Annotated in this window: 20 protein-coding genes and 1 tRNA gene; 5 read left to right on the forward strand and 16 right to left on the reverse strand. The window is 47.8% G+C overall.

Annotated features, from left to right (window positions below; translation table 11 throughout):
- On the forward strand, positions 1 to 845 hold an 845-nt coding region (locus tag KKE17_00375), incomplete at its 5' end, for a transposase (protein MBU1708437.1).
- 110 nt (positions 846 to 955) lie between these two features.
- On the opposite strand, the gene KKE17_00380 is transcribed toward KKE17_00375, so the two are convergent.
- From KKE17_00380 to KKE17_00415, 8 genes are all read right to left on the reverse strand, one after another.
- The gene (locus KKE17_00380; GenBank protein MBU1708438.1) at positions 956 to 2,014 is read right to left on the reverse strand and encodes a Fic family protein; all 1,059 of its coding nucleotides are present in this window, start codon (positions 2,012 to 2,014) and stop codon (positions 956 to 958) included.
- A 276-nt stretch (positions 2,015 to 2,290) separates the two neighbouring features.
- Positions 2,291 to 2,378: transfer RNA gene (locus KKE17_00385), tRNA-Leu, on the reverse strand.
- Positions 2,379 to 2,534: 156 nt separating this feature from the next.
- Complete coding sequence (locus KKE17_00390) at positions 2,535 to 3,356, reverse strand: SPOR domain-containing protein (protein ID MBU1708439.1); 822 nt, start codon at positions 3,354 to 3,356, stop codon at positions 2,535 to 2,537.
- Between the two features lie 200 nt (positions 3,357 to 3,556).
- On the reverse strand, positions 3,557 to 4,747 hold the full coding sequence (gene amrS, locus KKE17_00395; protein ID MBU1708440.1) for an AmmeMemoRadiSam system radical SAM enzyme: 1,191 nt from the start codon (positions 4,745 to 4,747) through the stop codon (positions 3,557 to 3,559).
- Positions 4,716 to 6,836, reverse strand: coding sequence for a hypothetical protein (locus KKE17_00400; protein MBU1708441.1), 2,121 nt, complete (start codon positions 6,834 to 6,836; stop codon positions 4,716 to 4,718). The genes amrS and KKE17_00400 overlap by 32 nt, the downstream gene beginning before the upstream one ends.
- Entirely contained in the window at positions 6,820 to 8,334 is a 1,515-nt protein-coding gene (amrB, locus tag KKE17_00405) for an AmmeMemoRadiSam system protein B (GenBank protein ID MBU1708442.1), read from the reverse strand. The genes KKE17_00400 and amrB overlap by 17 nt, the downstream gene beginning before the upstream one ends.
- Positions 8,335 to 8,539: 205 nt before the next feature.
- Positions 8,540 to 8,776: a hypothetical protein gene (locus KKE17_00410; GenBank protein MBU1708443.1), complete on the reverse strand. Its 237-nt coding sequence runs from the start codon at positions 8,774 to 8,776 to the stop codon at positions 8,540 to 8,542.
- 12 nt (positions 8,777 to 8,788) lie between these two features.
- Positions 8,789 to 8,890, reverse strand: coding sequence for a Fe-S cluster assembly protein HesB (locus KKE17_00415; protein MBU1708444.1), 102 nt, complete (start codon positions 8,888 to 8,890; stop codon positions 8,789 to 8,791).
- Positions 8,891 to 9,182: 292 nt separating this feature from the next.
- On the opposite strand from KKE17_00415, the gene KKE17_00420 reads away from it, so the two are divergent.
- Positions 9,183 to 10,280, forward strand: coding sequence for an ATP-dependent 6-phosphofructokinase (locus tag KKE17_00420; protein ID MBU1708445.1), 1,098 nt, complete (start codon positions 9,183 to 9,185; stop codon positions 10,278 to 10,280).
- A 102-nt stretch (positions 10,281 to 10,382) separates the two neighbouring features.
- On the opposite strand, the gene KKE17_00425 is transcribed toward KKE17_00420, so the two are convergent.
- The 4 genes from KKE17_00425 to KKE17_00440 form a co-directional block, all read right to left on the reverse strand.
- The gene (locus KKE17_00425; protein MBU1708446.1) at positions 10,383 to 10,673 is read right to left on the reverse strand and encodes a hypothetical protein; all 291 of its coding nucleotides are present in this window, start codon (positions 10,671 to 10,673) and stop codon (positions 10,383 to 10,385) included.
- An 83-nt stretch (positions 10,674 to 10,756) separates the two neighbouring features.
- Positions 10,757 to 11,065: an HNH endonuclease gene (locus tag KKE17_00430; protein MBU1708447.1), complete on the reverse strand. Its 309-nt coding sequence runs from the start codon at positions 11,063 to 11,065 to the stop codon at positions 10,757 to 10,759.
- Entirely contained in the window at positions 11,049 to 12,350 is a 1,302-nt protein-coding gene (locus KKE17_00435; protein ID MBU1708448.1) for a bifunctional folylpolyglutamate synthase/dihydrofolate synthase, read from the reverse strand. Before KKE17_00435 ends, KKE17_00430 begins: the two co-directional genes overlap by 17 nt.
- A 383-nt stretch (positions 12,351 to 12,733) precedes the next feature.
- Entirely contained in the window at positions 12,734 to 14,902 is a 2,169-nt protein-coding gene (locus tag KKE17_00440; GenBank protein MBU1708449.1) for an ATP-dependent helicase, read from the reverse strand.
- Between the two features lie 173 nt (positions 14,903 to 15,075).
- On the opposite strand from KKE17_00440, the gene KKE17_00445 reads away from it, so the two are divergent.
- Together KKE17_00445 and KKE17_00450 are read left to right on the forward strand one after the other, a co-directional pair.
- Entirely contained in the window at positions 15,076 to 15,468 is a 393-nt protein-coding gene (locus KKE17_00445) for a pancreas/duodenum homeobox protein 1 (protein MBU1708450.1), read from the forward strand.
- A gap of 166 nt (positions 15,469 to 15,634) precedes the next feature.
- The gene (locus KKE17_00450) at positions 15,635 to 17,086 is read left to right on the forward strand and encodes a hypothetical protein (protein ID MBU1708451.1); all 1,452 of its coding nucleotides are present in this window, start codon (positions 15,635 to 15,637) and stop codon (positions 17,084 to 17,086) included.
- Positions 17,087 to 17,216: 130 nt separating this feature from the next.
- Here the strand turns inward: KKE17_00450 and KKE17_00455 are convergent, their stop codons facing one another.
- The 3 genes from KKE17_00455 to KKE17_00465 form a co-directional block, all read right to left on the reverse strand.
- Positions 17,217 to 17,957 carry a Mut7-C ubiquitin/RNAse domain-containing protein gene (locus KKE17_00455; protein ID MBU1708452.1) on the reverse strand — a complete coding sequence of 247 codons (741 nt, stop codon included), beginning with the start codon at positions 17,955 to 17,957 and terminating at the stop codon, positions 17,217 to 17,219.
- Positions 17,958 to 18,101: 144 nt separating this feature from the next.
- The gene (gene kdsB, locus KKE17_00460; protein ID MBU1708453.1) at positions 18,102 to 18,845 is read right to left on the reverse strand and encodes a 3-deoxy-manno-octulosonate cytidylyltransferase; all 744 of its coding nucleotides are present in this window, start codon (positions 18,843 to 18,845) and stop codon (positions 18,102 to 18,104) included.
- Positions 18,846 to 18,881: 36 nt separating this feature from the next.
- Complete coding sequence (locus KKE17_00465; GenBank protein ID MBU1708454.1) at positions 18,882 to 20,057, reverse strand: 3-deoxy-D-manno-octulosonic acid transferase; 1,176 nt, start codon at positions 20,055 to 20,057, stop codon at positions 18,882 to 18,884.
- A 543-nt stretch (positions 20,058 to 20,600) separates the two neighbouring features.
- On the opposite strand from KKE17_00465, the gene KKE17_00470 reads away from it, so the two are divergent.
- On the forward strand, positions 20,601 to 21,644 hold the full coding sequence (locus KKE17_00470; protein MBU1708455.1) for a diguanylate cyclase: 1,044 nt from the start codon (positions 20,601 to 20,603) through the stop codon (positions 21,642 to 21,644).
- Between the two features lie 56 nt (positions 21,645 to 21,700).
- On the opposite strand, the gene KKE17_00475 is transcribed toward KKE17_00470, so the two are convergent.
- Positions 21,701 to 22,507: a histidinol-phosphatase gene (locus tag KKE17_00475; protein MBU1708456.1), complete on the reverse strand. Its 807-nt coding sequence runs from the start codon at positions 22,505 to 22,507 to the stop codon at positions 21,701 to 21,703.
- Positions 22,508 to 22,701: the final 194 nt, after the last annotated feature.

Genomic DNA, 22,701 nt, shown 5'->3' on the forward strand with positions numbered 1-22,701 from the left:
AGGACCGCAGCCGGTTCTTTTTTCTTTTGCAGCAGGGCATAGAAAGATACAAACATCGAATCCATGCCTACTGCCTGATGACCAATCATGTTCACCTGGCAATCCAAGTCGGTGAAACCCCCTTATCCCGCATCATACAGAATATCAGTTTCAGATATACGCGATACATGAACCACCGCAAGAAACAGGTGGGGCATCTTTTTCAAGGGCGCTATAAGGCATTGCTGATCGATGCCGACAATTATCTTTTGGAACTGGTCCGATATATCCATAATAATCCGGTTCGTGCCGGTATGGCCAAGACTGCTGAGACATATTCCTGGAGCAGTCATCAAGCCTACCTGGGTAGAGAAACAGTGTCCTGGTTGACAACGGATTGGGTTTTGTCGCAGTTTGCTGAACAGAAGAAACATGCGGTTGTGCTTTATGACGATTTCGTAACGGCAGGGAAGGGGGAGGGACACAGGAAGGAATTTCATCAAGGCAATGTAGAAGGCCGCATTCTTGGTGAAGACCGTTTTGCTGAAGATGCATTAGCCAAGGCAACCCAGAAAATATCCCGCAAGATAACACTTGACCAAGTGCTTCAGACAGTATGCGAAGAATATGAAATTGACTCCAATGTCCTATCAAGCAGTGCCAGGCAAAAACGGATATCAGAGCCCCGTTCAGTAGCAGCTTTGATCGTTCGGGAGACTGATCATCTCAGCCTGACGGATCTCAGTCGGAAATTGAAACGTGATCTGTCGGGATTAAGTCAGGCCGCTACAAGGCTTGAAAAAAGATTGGAAAAGGATCTGATCTTGGCTGGAAAACTAAATCATATTAATGCATTAATTAAATAATGCCCACTTGTCAAGCCTGACCCCTTTTTCTCTCTTGTCAAGCCTGACCCCTTTTTTCTCTTTTTTCTGTGCTTTTTTCTGACCTTGTCCTTTCGTTGATTGTCAATTGTTCATTGCAAAAGTCTTCTCCCCTTTTCAGTCAGCCGGTATTTCTGTTTGCTGCTCCTGGGTTTATCCGGGATGGTCATTTCTATAAATCCGGCGGCAAGGGCGGGTTGGAGGTAGCGTTCCCGGAAATTTGCCTGGCTTTTGAGTTTTAATCGGGCTTGGAGTTGTGCCCTGTTCATAGGTTTTTTCAATGCCTTGAGGAGCTTCATGACTTCTACTGCTCTTGGACCTCCTGCCCCCGCAGTATTTGTCCATCCTTGGACTTCACCTGTAGCTTCACCTGTAGCTTCACCTGTGATCTGGTCGCAGGCGGCTAGAATAGCGTTCAGAAGATATTCAATAAATGGGGTTGAACTGCCGGTCTTGTCAGCCTTTTGGAGCGCTCCATAATAATCAGCCTGTCGGTCACGGATGACGCTTTCGATGGGAATCATAAAGAAAATCGGTTTCCAGCGTCCGAGAATCAGAGTCTGCCAAAGTCGTCCCAGGCGACCGTTGCCGTCCGTGAAGGGATGAATGAACTCAAATTCGTAATGGAATACCGATCCAGAAATCAAAGGATGTTCCCGGGTATTTTCAAGCCATTTCAGCAGGTCGTACAGTAGAAATGGAACCCTCTCAGCAGGAGGGGCGATATGAACCACATCATCACCACGTTTGATGCCGACACTTCCTTTCCTGAGCATGCCTGGGTCATCGATCAGGCCCTGCATCAACAAGGCATGCATCCGGCATAATTCTTCCCGGTTTCCGGGATCAAGTATTTCCATCTGCTCATATGCCGCAATAGCATTGCGTACCTCCTGGATCTCACGGGGAGAACCGAGAACCCGTTTGCCATCCATTACGGCTGTTACCTGTTCAAGATTGAGAGTATTACCTTCGATATTCAGAGAAGCCTGTATTGATTGGATACGGTTTTCTCTACGAAGTCGGGTGGGCGATGGTGTGTGCCTGGAAAGACTGATTCTCCCGAGACTTTCGCCGATCCGTTCAACCAGATCAAGAATTGTCGGGGTGATTTCGTAGGGTGGGGAATATTGCTTGTTTTTCTTTTTCATGGATAAAGATATTACCTTATCTAAATTATCATCTGGTGATAAATAATAACAGAGGTCAAAGTGTTAGATAAAGGAAAACACAAAATTTCTGTTAATATATCTCCCCAGCAAGGGACTTTTAATCCCTTGGGTGAAAGTGTGATTTTTTTAGCTATATCAGTAAGTAATTGGAATTTTTGGAGGAAATATAATTTTTTCGTTACGAAATCGTCCCGAAAATGTTCCCCTGAAAAGAAACAGGCACTTACGAAAAGTATCGTAAGTGCCTGATATTGTTGGTGCCCGGGACGAGAATCGAACTCGTACAGGGACAAGCCCCGAGGGATTTTAAGTCCCTTGCGTCTACCAGTTCCGCCACCCAGGCAACATCATACATATTTATTTTGAACGGTTGTTATACCTCCTGAGAATTGAAAAATCAAGAGTAAGGGGTGAAGACAGGTGATTTTGAATCCAGTATCAAAAAGCCAAGCTGAAACTTATAGTTATGCCTGTGAAAATGAACAGGCATAGTATTGCATTACTCGGCCGTTGTATCCGGAATTTCTGTAATCTCCATTTCTTTTATTGTCGGCTCTTTTGAGCTGCCCTTGAAGCGTGCCGCCTCGTCTTTGGAAGCAAAATTACCGAGATAAGCCGTATATACCGGCATGGTTTGTTTCGTGGTTATTTCCTCCACGGTATATCCTTTTCCCTCAAGTTTCGCTTTATGGATCCGGGCATTTACCGAGTAATAATATGATCCTCCATAAATAGCGATTTTTCCGTCCTGATGAATTGCAAAAGAGCTGAAGGTATCTTTCTGTAATTTCTTTAACAGTTCCTCTGCTGCAGGCGCCTGGTACGATCCGAGGTAGAGCCGGGTCATGTTTACTTTCTGTTCATCGGCATGTAGCTCAAGGGGAAGACCCAGCCGTTCTGCAATTTTTTGCAGTTTCTGAAAGTGATTTCTGGCTACACCTGTTCCTGCATGAAGAGCAAACGATGTTCTGCTTTGATTGTCGGCAGGTTCAGTGCGTTGAACTGGTGTTACTTTTGGGATTTCTATGGCGATTTCTTCAGCAGGAGAAGCTGCAACAGGCTCTGCACTGGCGACTGTTTCTTGCGGGAGTTGTTCCAAACTGTTATTTTCCATAGCTTGCTGTGGCGCGGCAACCATGGGAGGCGAGGATATGTTGTTTTCATCGCTCCCTCTTAACAAGAAAAAAGCCCCAACCGGCAGAGCTATCAGAAGAATAACAAGAGGAAGACGTAATTTTGGGGGAATCATCTGCAAAGGTGAATTGCCATTCTTTCGGAATTTGCTGAGAAGATTTATCTTGCGGATTCGTGAACTTTTCATTGCCAGCCTTGTTTCGGGTTAAAGGGAAGACATTTTCATGCCGCAGGGTCAGCTGAACAATAAATAATCCTTGATGACAATTCAAGGATTACAAACATGGTGTGTGATTATAATCGGAATTCACTGAAATATCTGACAATCAACAGATCGAATTGCACAAGCTGAACAAAGAAGTGTTGAGTTGTTTGAGTGAACAACAATCAAGTCCAGACGCCGGGAATCACCGTATTGCAAAACCTGCATTTGTCGCCAACCATATTGAAAGTTGGAATCAGGTAGCCTGTGCGTTCGATGAGGATTTTTTTGCAGTTATGGCAGTAGGTGTTGTTGCCGTCGTGATTGGCGACATTGCCAACATACACGTAACGGATTCCTTCACTCATGGCAAGCTCCCGAAACCGAGTTAATGTGGAGACCGGGGTGGGCGGCAGCCGGTCCAGTTTGTATTTGGGGAAGAAGCGCAGGAAGTGGAGCGGGTAGTCCGGGCCCAGGGTCTGAAGGATCCAGTTGCACATTTTTTTAACCATGTCGGGGGCGTCCACATAGCCGGGGACCACCAGGTTGGTCATCTCGAAATGCACCCCCTGTTCATGCAATGTTTTAAAGGTGTTGAGAACCGGCTCAACCCTGCCGCCATTGAGTTTCCGGTAAATATCATCGCTCAGGGACTTGATGTTGACGTTGGCGGCATTGAGCACCTTGCACAGTTCAAGGAGCGGCTCCCGGTTGATATAGCCGTTTGAGACCCAAAGATTATTGATCCCCAGTTCCTGGGCGATGCGGGCCGTGTCGATCATATATTCAAAATAAGTCGTGGCCTCGGAATAGGTGTAGGCAATTGATTGGCATCCGGTCCTCCTGGCCTCTGCAACCACGTCTTTGGGAAAGAGTTCGGAATGACGCACCTCATGGGGTTTCATCTGCGATATTTCCCAGTTCTGGCAATTGAGGCAGCGGAAATTGCATCCGGTTGTGGCAATGGAAAAGGCCCTGGTTTTTGGCATGAAGTGAAACAGCGGTTTTTTTTCAATGGGGTCGACATGAACAGAACAGGGATTGCCGTAAGTCAGTGAGTACAGTGTGCCGTCCATGTTTACCTTGGAGCGGCAGATGCTGCGGTCGCCGGGGGAGAGCAGGCAGCGGTGCGGACAGACGCCGCACCTGACTTGTTTATCGCCGAGCTTGCTGTAAAGAAAGCCTTCGTGGGACCATTTCCATAATTCTTTGGGGGCATCGTTTTTAAAGATTTCGCCGCGGATATCCGCCGGCCCGGAAGGTAATTTGCCTTTTTCAGGCAGGGACCAGAAGGCGCAGGTCACCTCCGGCACCGCCGTTGATGCCAGCAGCGCCGCGCCTGTTTTAAGAAGATGTCGCCGAAGGAGTTTTTTCATGGGATGCAAGTAATACAAAACTTATAATTTTGATGCCGATCAAGGCAAGGGTTGTCCAGATGATGCCGCAGTAAGGAATGAGTACAACGCTGGTCACCAGAGTGCCGAAAGCCGCACCGATCAGGTCTGCGGAAAAGGCCCGTGTCGCAGCCGGGTTATCGCCGCCGCGCAGGTAAAGCGCCACCGGAAACTGGCAGCCGCAGAGCAGAGAGACCAGGAAGCCGAATCCCAGATAAAAGGCGATTGGCAGCCGATCTGCTCCCAATATAACTGAAATGATAAACAGACCGACCAGCAGAATCAATGACAGATCGGTTTGCATAAGTAGTATTTTCCCCCTGGCTCGCAGGCGTTCTCCGAGCCAGGCGCCGGGCAGCAGGCCGGCCAGGAACACCGTGACAATCATGCCGATCATGAAATAAATATACCCAAAAAATATCTGAAAAGCGAAAATAACCAGGATTTCAGAGCCCATGGTCATGAACCCGGTTGAGAACAAAACATATTCCTCCCGTGAAATTTTCGTAAAATATACCATGAGAAATACCGCGATGATCACCAGAAATCCAAGGGGCGAAGTTGAAAATTTATTGAACCACTGGGAAAACATATAGCGCATGAGCCGTGGTGAGAGGTCGTGGTTCTCGGGCGCGGTTTTGATCATCAGTTCATTTAAGGTCCGGATGCGTTCGGCAGTAACGTTGCCTGAGTAGAAATTGCTGATATAGGATGTAGAAATCCCTCTTTTTGCCAATAGCCCGGGGATGTCTGTATCAATGGGATTGTCGCTGCACAGGAAAAATACCTCCTGGCCCGGCAATAACACGACATGTTTGAAATGTTGGCTCACCGTGGCATAGAGCGAGGATAATTTCAGGCGTTGGGGTTCTCCCAGGTAATTATCAAATCCCGCCATAGTGAATGAAAAGATTCCTCCCGGTTGGAGATGGTGGCTGGCAAGCTCGAAGAAGCGGTCTGTATAAAAGCGGTTGATCTGGAATGTGGCTGGTTCGGGAAGATTGACCACGATGGCGTTGTACCTTGTGTCGGTTTCCGTAAGAAAAGCGCGGCCGTCTTTATTGATGATATTGAGATTGGGGATTTTCTCCAGGAGATCGAATTCAAACTGCACCCGGGACATTTCAGGATCCAGTTCCAGGTAATCTATCTGGCCCGGATGGTATTTTTCAAGTTCCGTCATCATCCCGCCCACTGCGGAAATCAGCAGGATTGAATCCGGGCTTTTGATCTGGGAAAGGGGGTAATGGATGGCCTCTTCCGCATTGCTCTGATTCTGGGTGCTGAACAGCGGCACGCCATCGCCAAACAACGTATACTGCTCCTGATCCTTATACACCGTTATCCTGCCGAACTTTGATTCATTGTAGTGGACGAGTTCACCTTCCGGTTGGGCAAGGGATGGTTTTTCCATGGACATACAGTAAATGAGTATGGCGCAGATAAAAAGCAGGCCGGAGATGGGTAGCAGGCGGCAGCGGTTTTCAGGTTTAAAAAGCAGCCAGGAGAAAACCATCAGCGGCAGATTGGCGAGCAACAACGCTTCCGCGGGTGTGGCAAGGAAGACCAGCACAAAGGAAAATAGCGCTCCCCCCAGGACATCGCCGAGGTTGTCCATCATATAGATTATTGCACCGGGATAATCCGGATTCCTGCTTCTGAGGACAAAGAGACTGAACGGCAGCAGAAAACCCAGTAACAGGCAATAGGGAGAGATGATTACAAAGGCATAGGCCAGGGTCTGGTAGAAACCGATTGATGCGCCGTGAATGAAAAAAACATCACGCAGACCGCGGATTGCAAAAAGCTGGCTGACTGAAAGGGCGATCAGCAGCAAGGAAAGCCAGGCAAGACGGGTAGCGTCAGTCGGTCGTTGCCGGCTGAAAAAATTGGCCAGAAATGTGCCGATGCCCCCGAGGCTCAGCCATGAAAAAAGGATCAAGGCGATAACGAATTCGTTGCCGGTAAACTGCGCCAGAAATTCTCTGATGACAAGGAGCTGGGTGACCACCGAGGAAATTCCGGTGGCAATGATAACCCGGATTATGGCGCGGTCATTTATGTTCTTCAAAGTATTGGACCTGGTAAGTCAATACTTCCAGGCCTGAGGACTGCCAGGCATCGGTGGGCAGCCCGGCCTTTCTGCAGAGATACGAAAGAAACTCCTCCGGCCGGGCAAGCTGGTCCCAGACCTGGGGCAGAAATGTCGCACTGCGGAATCCCTGGCGGATGATGACACCGTCAATGCCGGGACGCAGTTTGGCAATAAGATCCCTGCCGTCTGTGTATGCCAGGGGTTTTGGTTCGCTCAAGATGCTTATTTCAATATCAATTTTATCCAGTTCATCTGCGGTTAAAGGGCTGAAACGTGGATCCCCGAACGCTGCATTCACCGCATTTGTCTTGATTCCGTCAATAATGGATTCCGAGGCCTGGAGGTTGCCGATGCAGCCGCGAAGCTGGCCGTCAAGATGCAGGGTGACAAAGGTGCCGTGTTTTTCTTTCAAGGGTGGGGCATCGAGCCTTGCCTGGAGTTTTTTTCCGGTTTTTCCATCAATATTCCTGCCCAGTTTCATACTGATGGTCTGACGGGCAAGTTCCACCAGGGCCAGGCCCTGAGACTCGGTAAATTTACCGGTTGGGTTTTCATTTTCCTGCATAGTAGTGTCTCCGTAAAATGCAATGGCAGTATAACCGACAACCCCGGTTTTGTCCCCGGCGGTATCGCCGCTGTTTGAATAATGCAGCAGAACCGGTTCCCAGCTTTTATGTCTGGCAATATTCATCAGGATCTGGATGGGAATGGTGCCACAGGCGCGGTTGTCATTTTTTATGAGCAGCCCCGGATGCAGATCCAGGATGCTCTGGATGGTTTCATTGTCTTTTTTTACTGCCGCATCATAAGGCAGGTAGTGGGAAAGATCCGAACTCGCGACAAGCAGGGTATCAGGTTTAAGCAGCGGTAACAGTGAGGCGGTGATCATCTCAATTGAGCTCGGACCCAGGATAATGGGCACAAGTTCGAAGTTGCCAAGATACATCTGCAGAAAAGGGAGGATGACCTCCAGAGAATGTTCCGATTCATCGGATGCCGGCACAGCCCTGAATCCAGTTTGATTGCGAAGATGCTGGGCATCGGCGTGCAGCTTGATCAGGCCAAGGGGTGTTTCATAGGCCAAAACTGCACTGACCGCTGCATCAGTGAAGCCGACCCGATGGTCCGGGGCAAGAATAATTACCTTTGCAAAGGATTGGTTCTGGAGCACCAATGCGGCATGCGCTGCGGTGAGACCGGAATATATGTATCCTGCATGGGGCATGATCAAAGCTTTGAGGGATTTATCTGGAGGAATGGCAGGGCGAGAGTGCTCAGCCTTGGCGGCGAGGAGTTGAATATTTTGCCTGAGATCCTGCTCTGCGGCGGGATAGAAAGTCCCGGCGAATACCGGTTTTCTGATCTCTGCGGCACGTAATTTGTCAGCGGCTAGAAAAATTAGACAGAAAAATGCGAGGATGAAAAGAACCGGGTACGGAGAGGAGATCTTTGATTTATTGTGTGGCGTATTCATTGATTATACCAGTAAAATCAAATGGTAGGGCGCTATGGTCCATTTGTTGACTTACTGTATCAATGGAGGTGAAAGGCTGTCAATTGAATTGTAATAACTATCTGGATTGAATGAGATCTGGTATCAAATGTGCGAGCAAAACAACAAAAAAAACCCTCCTGCCGTGAAGGGCGAAGAGGGCTTTTGCAAAAACATGACGGAGATATTAACAGCCGCAGGAACCGCCCTTGCTGCTGCCACATGAGGAGCTGGCACAGGAACTGCCGCCGCTGCTGATGGGTATTGTCGAAGAAATAGAGAATCCGGATCTATAGCCGGCATCCATGAAATCGACTTTGATATCGCCGCAATTTGTCATTAATTCGTTATCTACGAGAAAAGTCAATTTATCGTATTCAAAGGTTGAATCATTTTCTTTTGGCTCATCCAGAGCCAATCCCAAAGAGGGACCGGATCAGCCGCCTTGCATAATTGCTATCCTGAGAGCGGAGTCCAGATTGTTCTGCTCCATGTAGGACTTCAAATTTTTTGTTGCCAGCTCAGTTACTTCCAGCATGGCTACCTCCTTAAATAAAGAAATTATAAAAAATGGCCCCTGATAAAAGGTGCCGTTAGAACATAAACCTGGTAGTTAAGTCTTTGCTTAATATGATAAGAAGTTTTGCTTTTAAAGTCAAGTATCACTATGGAAATTCATGGTTGATTCTTCATTCGCGATCTGTTTTGTATATCATAATATAGAAAAGATTCGTGCGGTAAATCAGCCGACGAGCTATATTATACATTAAATTCGGTTATTAGGAAGGCCGTTAATTAATAAATTTTTATTAGACATTGGGGATTGGTGAATGAAGAAAATTGTCATTTCCACAGGCGGGGGGGATGCTCCCGGTTTGAATGCGGTTATTTATGCTGTTGTTAAAGCCGCAAACTCCAGGGGCTGGGAAGTGTATGGAAGCCGTGGTGGCTACCTGGGACTCCTGGACACAGAAGAATTGATGCGTCTGACCCCCGAGATAGTCGAAGATATCATTCCCCTTGGTGGGACGATCATCGGTTCAACAAATAAGGGTAATCCTTTCGCCATGCCTGTTGAAAATCTCGCCGGTGAAATACAGATTCGCGATGTTTCGGATCGGGTGATGAGTAATTTCAAGCGGATGGGGTTTTTCTGTCATATTGCAGTTGGTGGGGACGGCAGCCTGGAGATAGCCCATCGGTTTGCCAAGGAAAAAGGCATGCCGGTGATCGGCGTGCCTAAAACCATTGATAACGATCTGGAATCAACCCAATTGACTTTCGGATTTGATACAGCGGTTTCTACTGCAACCGAAGCAATTGATAAGCTCCACTCAACCGCCAAATCCCATGATCGGGTTATGGTGGTTGAGGTCATGGGCCGTGAGTCCGGCTGGATTGCACTCAACTCCGGGATCTCCGGTGGCGCCGATATCATTCTCATCCCTGAAATTCCTTTTACCATGGAGAAGGTTTGCGAGAAGATCAGTGAAAATGAATTGCATGGCAAGCATTATGCCATTGTCGTTGTTGCAGAGGGCGCCGGCTCTTCGGAGTCCGGTGTTGTTTGGAAGAAAAGCAAGGAGCAATGCGCCCCCGGTCGCCAGGAGGCTTTGCTTGGCGGGATCGGGGAGTGGGTGGCCAACGAGGTCTGCATCAGGACGAAAAAGGATACCCGGTCATTGGTTCTCGGCCATCTCCAGCGCGGCGGCTCGCCCACTACATTCGACCGTCTGCTGGCCTTGCGATTCGGCGCCGCTGCGGTGCGGATGGCTGAAGCCGAGCAGTTTGACCATATGGTGGCACTGGCTGGCGGCGATATGAAATCAGTGCCCCTGGAAGAAGCGATTAAAGGCAGGAAAAAAGTTAATCTGGATAATGACAAGATTGCAACCGCCCGGGAGATCGGCATCTGCCTGGGAGACTAAAATCGTCGGATTTTTTATTTTCTGGGGAATGGTTTTTATACCGTAATCAGTAATATTGATGTTGTAGATGTAATACTCTTCGAAACACGAAATTCCATCCCGCTATTCCTTTTGGTTAAGAAAACTTACAAGTAAAGCAACCATGAAAAGAATAGTGATTATCAGGTAAAAATAAATCCCGCCGGTGAGTTCGCCCTCAGCGCTGACGAAATTTTTTTGATTCAGGAAAAAGAGCCAGTAAAAGGAAAACGACAGGCTGGTGATAAAGCAGGCCCGGTAATAGCTGATCAGCATCAGGATATTGATGATTATTACGTAGATCCCCATCTGGGCGGCAGGTATGACAAGATCAGAATAAGTAAAGAGCTTTGTAAACTGGTCCCATAATTCCATTTGCATATCCCCCATTTTTTTTAATCTGGTTCCCCGATTCGTTTATAAATGAACCGGATAATCCGGTCAATTAACCATAGCTTTCATTTTTCCTGAGAAAGACTCTCCATATATTCTTCCCATTCCAGCGGCAGCATTGTTTTCTTTATGGTATTGCAAGTCTTGCAGGTAGGGACCAGATTGTTTTTGGTGCTTGAGCCCCCCCGGGCAAGGGGGACAAGATGATCCATGGTCAATTCCTTGGGTTTGCCCTGCATACCGCAATAATGGCACCTGCCGCTGGAAATTTTATTCAGCCACCAGCGGGATTTTCTGAGTTCCCGGGCGGTTGCGCGTTCACGGCGGATTGTTTCGTCATCCACCCCGGCCATGGAATCAAATTCGTTGATCATTTGAGATTAATTCCCCCTGCAATATTTTTCGGGCGGCGCCCACCAGATACAATGAGCCGGCAACGCAGATCAGGTCATGTTCAGAGGCATTCTGCGCGGCAATGTCCAAGGCATGGGCTACGGATTTTGATGCCATGGCCTTGTGCCGCTGGTCGGCGGCAAGTATGGAGGTGAGCTTTTCCGGGGTTGCCGAGCGCTCGGACTCAGGCATGGTAAAGATAATCACCTCACTGATTGGCGCGATAGCCGAAAGGGTCTTGGCAATATCCTTGTCCGACATACAGGCCCAGACCAGAATCAGCCTTTCATAGGAAAATTCCTGGGCCAGGGCCTCAACCAGGCTGATGATCCCTGCCGGATTATGAGCGCCGTCAAGAAGATATTGCCTGCCGTTTTCGTCCGGCAGACGGAAATATTCCAGCCTTCCCGGCCAGTGAACCTCGCTAAGGCCCTGCCTGATTATATCCTCATTCACCTTGAAATTATTGTGCTCAAGGATTTCAAGGGCTGCCAGGGCTACCGCCGTGTTCATCGTCTGATGGTTGCCTTTGAGCCGGGGTAAGAGATTGTCCACCGTTCTCTGGTCGATGCCATGGTACAGATGCGTAACCAGTTTTTTCTCCATGGAAAAATCCCGGCCAAAGACATAAAGGGGCGCATGGCGCTTGTCGCAGGTATCAATAACTACCTCACGGGACACATCTTCGGCAACCCCTGATACCACAGGAATGCCGGGTTTGATGATTCCGGCCTTTTCTGATGCAATTTCCTCAAGGGTGTTTCCGAGATATGCTTCATGGTCCATGGAAACATTGGTGATGATGCTTACCAGCGGCGTGATGACGTTGGTGGCATCCAGCCTGCCGCCCAAGCCCACTTCCATGATGGCGATATCCACCTGCCGGTCTGCAAACCACAGCAGGGCCAAGGCCGTGGTGAATTCAAAATAGGTGATCTGGATGTCATTAAGAATCTCGCGAATCCTGCCGGCATGCTGAGCAAAATCTTCCTGAGAGATATAGGCATCATTAATTCGGAAGCGTTCGCGCACCGAACTCAGATGCGGCGAAGTGTAGAGACCGGTTTTATAGCCAGCCTTGGAAAGCAATGTCAGCAGGGTTGCGGCAACCGAACCCTTGCCGTTGGTGCCGGCAACATGGATGAATCTGAGCTTTTCCTGTGGTTGGCCAACGCTTTCAAGAAATTGGCTCATGCTCTCAAGACCAAGCTTGATCTTGAAAAACTGCAGATTGTCGAGAAAACTCCACGCTTCTTTATAATTCATTGCGGCTCTTATTAATCAGTCTCAGTTAAGGTTTACCCGTCTTTAGGCGGGTAGATGTATCGCTTCCGATATGAAGTTTAAAAAGATTTGAATATCGAATATCGAACATGGAATGTCGAATTATGAAGGAAGGAAAAACTGAGCAAGTGTTCCCTTGGCAAATTTATATAAACTAACAATTTTATAAAGTCATCCACACTTTGTCATTCATAATTCCTTGTTCGATATTCTGCGGTTTAACTCGATTTTGTATGCCGGTTTAATGGCCATGACAGGTCTATTTGACTGGCATCAGGATTTCCTGTCCTTTTGTTTAACCTTCCGTCTTTAGGCGGTGATTGTTAAGTTTCAGTTGTATTAATGAGGGCCTGATAATTCATGTATCAAACATGCTCCAGTTTGGCATAATCAAGGTGCAGTGTTTTGTTGCCATGGCGGTTAAAAAATACGTTTACGGTTCGGGGTCCTGCCAGGGAAAGGATCTTGCCCTCGCCGAAAAAAGGGTGGCGGACGCTTGCGCCCACAGCGAATTCATCCTTGCTGTCATTTTGCGGAATTGGCCGGTCAGCAGCGGTCTTTTCCCTGGGAAAATCAACGCCGGCAGCCCCCGGTTTACTGAGCAGGGATGGCGGAATCTCCGCAACAAGGGGCGAGATGGTTCCCATGGTCATATAATGTTCTGGAGACATGACTTCTCTGGGATAGGTGAGAAAGAGCCGGTTCTTGGCGCGGGTTGCCGCGACATAGAGCAGGCGGCGTTCTTCTTCAAAATGTTCGGGCAGAAAGGCCTGGGCCGGGGGGAATTTACCCTCGGTGAGATGAATGATAAATACCGTGTCCCATTCAAGGCCTTTTGCCGAGTGAATGGTCGAGAGGATCATCCGGTCATCGTCAAGGGTTCCCATGTCTCCTGCAGCAGGCGGGTCAAGGGCCGTATCATCAATAAAGCCCTGCAGGGATTCGTAGCCCTGAAGTATCTCCCGCAATTGATCAAGGTCCTTGCTCCGGCGCGGATAATCATCGTGAAATATTCTTTCAAAAATCGGCCGGTAATAGTCCATTACCAGATCAAATTGCTGCACCGGGGAGAGGTTCGGGTCGTAAAGAGCGGTAAGGACATCGCTTAACGATTGCAGTCCATGCTGCCATTTTGCACCGCCTGGGTACCGGGCCAGCGCTGCCGTCGGATCCTCGGAGCCCTTGATGTATTCCAGTATTTTTCCGGCGGTCTTGGGGCCGATCTTGTCGATTTGCAGGAGAATCCGGTTCCAGGAAAGATTGTCACTGGGATTGGTGATGATCCGTAAGTATGAGAGCACGTCCTTGGTGTGGGCCGATTCGGTGAGCTTCTGGCCGCCGCGCTTTTCAAAGATAATCTGCCGGTTGGCAAGTTCAAGTTCCAGTTTGTAGGAATGGAATCCCGATCGAAAAAGCACCGCGATATCATTCAACGCCGTACCTTTCTTGTGTATGGCAAGAATTGTCTCGACAATGAAGCGGGCCTGCTCGGATTCATTCCGCGCCCCGAAAAGAACAGGCGTGTCGCCACCTTCTATATTGCTGAACAGGGTTTTGGTGTATTTTTCCCTGGCATTGTCGATGATCGCATTGGTGGTCGAAAGGATTTTCTGGGTGCTCCGGTAATTCTCTTCAAGCCTGACGATGGTTGCCCCAGGAAATATCGACGGAAAGTCCATGATATTTCTGAAATCCGCTCCCCTGAAAGAATAGATCGATTGCGCATCATCACCAACCACCATGACATTATCGTGCTTGTGGGCGAGCAGCCTGACTATTCTGGCCTGGATCGGGTTGGTGTCCTGGTATTCGTCAACCAGGATGTATTGAAATCTCGCGGCAATCTCTTGCCGGGCTTCCGGGTAATCGGCAAGGATTGTCTGCCAGTTGACCAGCAGATCGTCATAATCCATCAGGCCGTGTTCCATCTTGAATTTTTTATAATGATCACGGATGCGGACAAGGTCATCAAAGTATTCCGAAAGGTGGGCGTATTGATTCTCGATGACATCGTCAAGGCTGATGGCCTTGTTCACCGCGCGGCTGAAGATATTGATGATCACCCGTTTGGAGGGAAAGCGTTTGCCGGCGCCGCCAAGCTCAAGAGATGATTTGATCAGGTTGATAATCCCTTCGGCATCAGCCTGGTCGAGAATGGTGAAATTGTTCGGATAGCCGATGATGCCCGCGTATCGTCTGAGAAGCAGATTGGCCACGGCATGGAATGTGCCGCCCGTGACCTGCCGGCAGGTTTCGTCAAGGAGCAGGCTTGCACGATGCAGCATTTCCTGAGCTGCTTTCCGGGTAAAGGTGAGCAGCAGAATATTTTCCGGCAAAATCCCCTGTTCAACAAGAAATGCCACCCGGTACACCAGGGTGCGGGTCTTGCCGCTTCCGGCTCCGGCAATCACCAGCACCGGCCCGTCTTTGCTGGTTACCGCCTGGTATTGGGCTTCATTGAGGGCCTGGCGGGTAATAACCGAGGCTGTGGATTTTGCCGGAGATGGACCTGAAGAAAAAAGTGATTGTTGCATGGCCGGCAATGTACCACAGGGGAGGGGCGGAGGCAATGATTGTGGATCAAGGATTACCCTGCTTTTCTGTTTTGTTTTGCCAAGGGATTATGTTCCGTAAAAATAAGGGCTTGCAAGGCATTGTGAGTTATCTTATCATGGGCTCTCAAAAAAATCGTGAGGAATATTCTGCCATGGCACTAGATGATATCGATGGATTGTTTACTGAGGAAAAATTGCGTGAGCTTTTCCCGGCTGAGCGGGCGGATGGTTTCTTTGATGCGCTGTTCGGCGATGCCAGCGAAGGCTCTTACGATATTAAGCTTGCATACAAGGGCAGTAGGGCAGATGCTCTCCTCTTTGAACTGCATTTGCTGGAACGGCCGGGAAAATGTCTGGCCTGCAATCTTACCTATGGCTTACCCGAGGTTTTTTCAAGACATCCGGTGATCAACATAAAAGGTGTGGTTGCGGAAGTTGAGACTCTGCTGGGCGGCAAGGCCAAATGTAGCGGCTGGGAGCTTGGCAACACCATTTCCCAGTCAAAGAGCCGGCACATTATTCCATTGATCATCAAGCTCGGCTGATAAATTACGACGGAATCAAGGGAGGGGCCATTGATGCAGTTGTTGTGATTCGATGCTCCCGTGAACAGAAAGATGGGGTAAGCGCGGTGGTTTTGAAAGTTGACAATCTCGCAAAAAGTCGGATGCTGAATTGTCGCCGCAATGATTTCAATAAATTAGAAGCGGTATGCGCCTCCGACGAGCGCTTTTTGCGAGTCCGACAAAGGTGATTGACACGAGAAAAGCTGTCTTGCAGAAACAGGGGTTTGTCCTTGTCGTTCTCCTGGCGTGCATAGTCAGACTCGCCGCAGCGATGAACGATTTCTGGCTCGACGAAATCTGGTCCTATAATATTGCCCGCCAGATCGACTCAATGTGGGGGCTGATTTTTACCGCCCACCATGACAACAACCACATCCTTAATACGCTTTATCTTTATCTGCTTGGGGATCAGTACAACTGGCTCTGGTACCGGCTCCTTTCCATCGTTACCGGCACTGCTGTTGTGGTACTTATCGGCAGGTTGGCATGTTTTCACAGCCTCTTTGAGGAAGGCCTGGTCGTCTGGCTTACGGCAATATCCTTTCCACTCATCGTCTATTCTTCCGAAGCCCGTGGATACGCGCCGGCCGTATTTTTCGCGGTCCTTTCCTTTCTGCTTATCGAAAAGCGCCCCAACACCCTGACGATGATTTGCTTCTGGCTGGCGGTTTTTTTGGGTGCTTTGTCCCATCTGACCTACTGCTTTATTTATCTGGCAATACTGCTCATGTCATTTTTTTCAACCGTGAAGCGTAACGGGTTGAGTTCCAGATCTTTTGCGATCCTGATGAAATGGCACGGGCCGCCGCTTTTCTTTCTCATGTTTCTTTATCTGGTGCATGTGCGGCATCTTATTATGGGAGGGTGGGAGGTTTTCAGCCTGCCCGAGGTCCTGGACCAGACTGCCCTGTTAGCCCTGGGATTGCCGGCTGGTTACTTCCCGGATTTTTTGGGGATTGGTATCTTCTGTGTGCTCACCGGCCTTGGCCTCTTCTTTCTCTGGAGAGTTGGCGATGACCGTTGGGTTTTTTTTCTGCTTGCGATTATTGCGGCTCCCGCCCTGAGCATCATTGTCCTGAGACCGCAATATCTTTGTCCGAGGTATTTTCTGGTTTGTTTCCCCTTTTTCTACCTCTTGCTGGGCCGGGTTCTGGCAAAAATGCATCAGGACGGTGGCAAGGCAGGCAGGAGGTTTGCCATCGCTATGCTTGTTGTGTTCAGCATTGGCCACCTCTCCATGAGCATGAATTTTCTGGTATTTGGACGGGGCGGTTCTCTTGCTGCGTTGAATTATATGGCGGAACAGAATAATGGACCTGATATCTTCGTCGGCAGCGACAACGATTTTCGTATTCCAAAGGTTCTGGCCTTTTATATGCGATATTTACCCAAAGAATATAAGGTGATTTATTTTGACCGGGAAAACTGGCCAAAGGGCGGTCCAACCTGGCTGGTATTGCATAATACTGATCCGAAACATCAGCCGAAGACCAGATTGCATGATCGAGAGGGGCATCGTACCTTTCGCTTGGAAAAAACCTATCCTTATGGGGGAGTTTCAGGTTGGAACTGGTATCTTTACAGAATTGAAAGCTAAACAGGGCTGGGCAGCCACTACATTTTTGCATTCCACCTTTCTCAAAGAACATTTATGGGAAGATCAACTTTCAACGAGGCTGACAACCATACAAATTTTTTCATGTTTTTCTTCACTTATTCCCCCTCTTTTATTTCCGGGCCGCATCAATCAACGCCTGAAGCTTTTCATGGTGTGAGCCGGGCCAGTAAATTCTGCCGCAGGAACGGCATTGCTGGAACACATCAAAGTACTTTTTGGTGAGAGGTTCAAGCCGGTGGATGATTTCTTCTTTTGTAACGGCAGCAAGCATGCCGTTACAGTGCATGCACCGTGAAAACGGTTTGATCTCGTCATGCAAGTCATACAGGGTGATGATTTCTTTGAGCTGCCCAATTGGTTCGGTGTTTCTCACCAGCCGGCCAAACATGACGATTTTTCTTTTAAGAAGCTCCTTATCCCTTGTAAGAATAATTCTATTCTCATGACAGCCATTTCGGGCAATTGCCTCGTCCTCCTGGTTCTCCACCGTGACTGCATCAAATCCGCAGAGTCTGAGCAGTCCTGCAAGTTTTCCAACATTTACGTCAACAATAAATGCTGTTTTTTCAATGGTCCCAGGTCGTAACAGGCTGGGGATGCGAAGATTCACCGGCGGCATGCAAGGGAAGATGTGGATCTCATCCAGATCCTGGATGTTTTGAGCAAAATCAATCTCGCTTTTGTCAGTAAGTATTTGGCCGATTTCAGTGTGCGGGATTCCCAGGGATTCAATGACGTCTTTGATTGAAGTCGGACGGTCTTTTGCATATTGGATGTTGTTTTCCCCTCTGAATCGATGCTTCAGGAGCTTGGGAAGGTCACCATGAAATATGAGGGTTGAATGTTTCATGATCATGGGCAGGCAAGGCGATGGACATTCTCTGAAATTCGAAGTCTTGCGCTTATCTGCCGGGGCGTAAACCAGTGAAGATAATACAGTGAAACAGCCCTTGCATGTGGAGAGCTCTCCCGTGGCTGGAATTCCTTTCGCCGCTCAGTTTTTTCTAAGTATCTCCTCGACAATGGCAATATCCTCAGGCCGGTCAACTCCATAACCCTTGTGGGTGGTGGTGACTACCTGGATGGGAATGCCGTTTTCCAGTAAGCGAAGCTGCTCCAGTTTCTCTTTTGTTTCAAGAATGCCTTTATCCAGGGCAACGAATTGTTCCAGGGTTTTCATCCTGAAACCATAGAGACCGATATGCCCGTAATAACTCTCATCCTTATCATCCCGCGGAAAGGGAATGGGGGATCTGGAGAAATAGAGCGCTTGATTCTTCTTCCCGAAAACCACCTTGACCAGATCCTGATCCTGCGCCTCTTTGGTGTTGATTCTGTGGGCAAGGGTGGTGACCAGCACGTCAGGAGAGTTGAAAGGATTGATCAGGCTTGTGAGCATTTCCGGTTCAAGGGCCGGTTCGTCTCCCTGGATATTGAGAACCACGCCGTCATCAGGCACTCCCAGCAGCCTGGCCGCTTCAAGGACTCTCTCTGTGCCGCAGGTGTGGCTGCTACTGGTCATCAGCACTGGAATGGAAAGTGATCGGGCCACGGAAAATATACGGTCATCGTCTGTTGCCAGCATGACTTTTTTGAGAAGGGGACATTGACAGGCCCGGGTATAAACATGTTGAATCATCGGTTTCCCGAGGATTAATGCCAGAGGCTTGCCTTCAAAACGTGAAGAAGCATATCGGGTGGGAATAATGCCATAACATTCAGGGATAGTGTTTTTCATTAATGTGTCATCATTTGAGGTAGTTGGCAAGAGCCTTCAGTCTTTGAGAAGATCTTTTATCGCTTTACATGCCTGTACAGATCCCCCCCGCCGATTTTCAACGTAATTCATTATAGCCTTCCGGGTCTCTTCCCGCCACAGAGGTTTGTCTATTTTTTCAAGAAGAGCCTCTGAGACGGCCAGCCAGTCTTGCTGCTGGTCAACAAGTTTCTGGTCGATAATTTCCTGTCCGATCCAGAAGAAATTCGACCAGTGAGGACCGATGACCGGTTGCAGACCGCATGTAAGGGGTTCCAGGAAATTCTGCCCACCTAAAGGTGCGAGGCTCCCTCCTACAAAGGCTGCCCCGGCAAGTTTATAGCCAAAGGATAATTCCCCCATGGTATCCATAAGTATAATGCTGCCCGGGGCGATTTCAGTTTGCGCCTGAGAGCGTAACAGCCATGGTAGCGAGTGGTCGGTAAGAATTTTTTTCCAGCTTTCCAGACGGTGCATATGTCTGGGAAAGATGCCGATAATTACCCGGCCATTTTTCTGCTTGATATGGCAAATCAGCTTGGTGATATCCGGCTCTTCTTCCTTGCGGACAGAACCGAGGACGATGAATTTTTCATCCGGCGGGATGAGCCTGGTGAGCGGGTTGTCTGGATCTTCGGTCTGCTGGGTATCGGTGATCCGGTCAAATTTGATATTATGCATGGTCTGCACTCTGTCGATGCCGAAAAGAGTTGCAAAACGAGCGGCGTCATCACTGGACATCGCCAGTATCAAATCGGGGCGCAGATGTTTCCAGAATGACGGCCAGATTGAGTAGCGTTTCAGGCTTTTGGCAGTCATTCTGCCGTTTATTATGAGTATTTTGGTGTTATTCTTTTTGCAGCTTTGCAATAAACCAGGCCAGATTTCACTTTCAAGCAGGACCATGACTTTGGGTCGGATGGCTTCCAGGGCTTTGGCCATGAGTGACGGTTTATCAAAAGGAACATAGGCTGTCTGCAGGGTCAGATTAGGTTTATTCCTGATGACCTCACTGGAAATTTTATCCAGGATTTCCATGCCCTGATTGGTATTTGTCGTAATAAGAATCCGCAGAGGCTGTTCCGGGTCGAGATTTTTGACAAGTTCCCAGGCCAGAAAGGCTTCTCCCACAGAAACTGCCTGAATCCAGAGATCTGCGGCCGCGGGTTTTACCTCCAGAAGTCGTTCCTGCAAACCGAATTTGAGCCGCTGGTTTCGGCTCAGGAAAGGAATGGCAATACTCCAAAGGATTTGATACAGACTAAAAGCGAATTTGACAGACCTGGGGAGTTTGGTTTCTTGTCTGTCACTTTTGTATGAAGACTGATTATGAATGGTACCTTCTCCAGATTGAAAAAATTAATAGACGTAATCCACACTGGTATGTAAAAAACTATAAACTAATAATTCCGAGTTGCGGGAAATGCCGGAATTATTATCAGCGAAACTATTTTGTTCAAGTAGTTAACTATTTGAAAATATGACTATTAAATCATTTTGATGGTTTTAGCATCTATTTTGTTTACTATTGAGCAAAGTTGATATCTGCACGGGGAAGTGATTGGTGGTTTTCAGAATTTCTGGGTTACCGGAATTTTTTTGAGATCAGTACCAAAATCGATTTTCTGGCATTTCATTTATGGATCAGTTATTGTTTAAAATATATCTTTATTGCTATGAAAAAAATATTTGATTTGATTACGTCTTCTGTCTAATTTCGCGCAGAGTTTTTTAGAAATGACCAAACAATCCACAAATTCCGCAATCACCAAGATCCCCAAAGAAATATTTGCCGCGGCATCAAAGATCGACATTTTCCTGACTCCCAAGGCATATCATCTCCTGTATGACTATTTTTCCGGCGACAATAAGGACTTGATACAAGATATCGATGAAATGCTTTCTTCGGCCCAATATTTTTCTCAGGAAGTAGTTGAAAGCCTCTACTTTAAACATATCGTCGGAGCTGATGATAATGATGAAAAAAGGATAATTAATCAAGTCCATAAAGAAACACAGGAAATCATCAAGAATATCTTTACCGAACTTATCGGCACCGGTGACATCACTTCTACCTATGGTGACAAATTAGAAAATTATGTGAACAAAATAAATAGTGCAAATGAAATATCAAGCGTTAAAGAGATAATGAAGGAGCTTGTTGCGGACACAAATCAGATGGCTGCATCAAGCCAGAAACTCCAGGACAAACTTACGCAGGCAACAACTCAGACCGAACATTTACGGGAGCAACTTAAGGCAACTGAAAAAGATGCATTAATTGATGCGTTGACAACAATCAATAACCGCCTGGCGTTTGATAGAAAAATCAATGAATTGCTGCAAATTTACAAAAAAGAAAGGGAATTTTTCGCGGTTATCATGCTGGACATTGATTTTTTCAAAAAATTCAACGACAAGTATGGCCATAAGGTCGGCGATCTGGTGCTTCATTACACCGGAACACTGTTGCGGAGGTGTTTAAAAGGCAGTGATTTCCCGGCCCGATATGGTGGTGAGGAGTTCATCGTCCTCTTGCCAAACACTTCACTTGAAAATGCGAAGATCGTTGCCGAGCAATTACGGGTTCAGCTGTCCGTTAAGAAAATCACTAATAATAAAACCGGCGAAGCATTGGATAAACTTACCGCCAGTTTGGGAGTCTCGTTTATCAATTTAAAAGACACGGTTGATTCAGTTGTTGATAGAGCCGACAAAGCGCTTTATCTGGCCAAGGAATCCGGCCGGAACAATGTTAAAACGGAATTGGATCTTACCTGATTCCGGTAGGTCTGAATTCTGAGATCCGCCTTAAATCTACTTCCTGCCATCTTATCTCATCCATCATCTCTTAGTTGTTCCGCGAGCTCAGGCAGACGGTGAAAATAGCGGCCGACGTCTCCTGGTTTATGGGCATCAGAACCAAGTGAAAGAGGTATTTCTCTTCTTACTGCTTCACGGAGCAGGCGGATGGCAGGAAAGGGTTCGTCACGAATCCGATACCCTGAGGTATTGACCTCAAGGGCCATTCCCCGGTTTTTTATAACATCAAGGACATCCATGATCCTGTCCCAGATTTCGTTGGTCAACGGTATTTCCGGTAAAAAGCGTAAGACCGCATCCAGATGGCAGAGAACTGTTCCCGGCAGAATTGATGCCGCTTGCCTCAAGCCTTCATAATAGGCGAGAACAATTTTTTCCGGCCCGTATTTGAGCGCCGCATCAAGGTTTTGTTTTTTGCTGCTCACCATGTTGAGGTGGTATTTTTCAGCGGTATCGAGAAAATGATAAGAAATGCCAATCAGGTCCCAGTCATATGTATCCAGGAATGTTTTGATTTCCGGCACGCGGTTTGGATTGAAACCGACTTCTATGCCGGTGCCGACCTGTATCTGCGATTTGTATTTATTCTTAAGACGTTTGCCCTCACTGACGTAATAGGAGAATTCGGCGTCCGAGAGCCAGGTTTTTTCAAAATAGCGAATATCTATTTCCAGATGCTCCAGGAAGTTGATTCCGGAAAGGCCCTTATCGATTGCCGCGACAACGTATTCCTCCATTTCACCCACGGCATGACCGCAGAGTTTGCTGTGCATGTGGCCGTCAAAGGCGTTATTTATCAGAGGCCTGGGTGTCGATGGCATAGTGATTTTCCTTTATGTATTGAGAAATGCGAAAGGCACATACAACATATCTCCAAAGCCGCTTGTGTCAAGCAATTAGGATAAAAGTAAATTGGTTGATCGCACTCGGGCTTGTCTGGTAAGCTGTATTCCCTGCGTAAACTGTTCAGATTCTGGGGTTAATATTTTTTTCCAATAATAATTTTACTCATGTA

Source organism: Pseudomonadota bacterium (assembly GCA_018823135.1).
Lineage (GTDB): Bacteria > Desulfobacterota > Desulfobulbia > Desulfobulbales > CALZHT01 > JAHJJF01.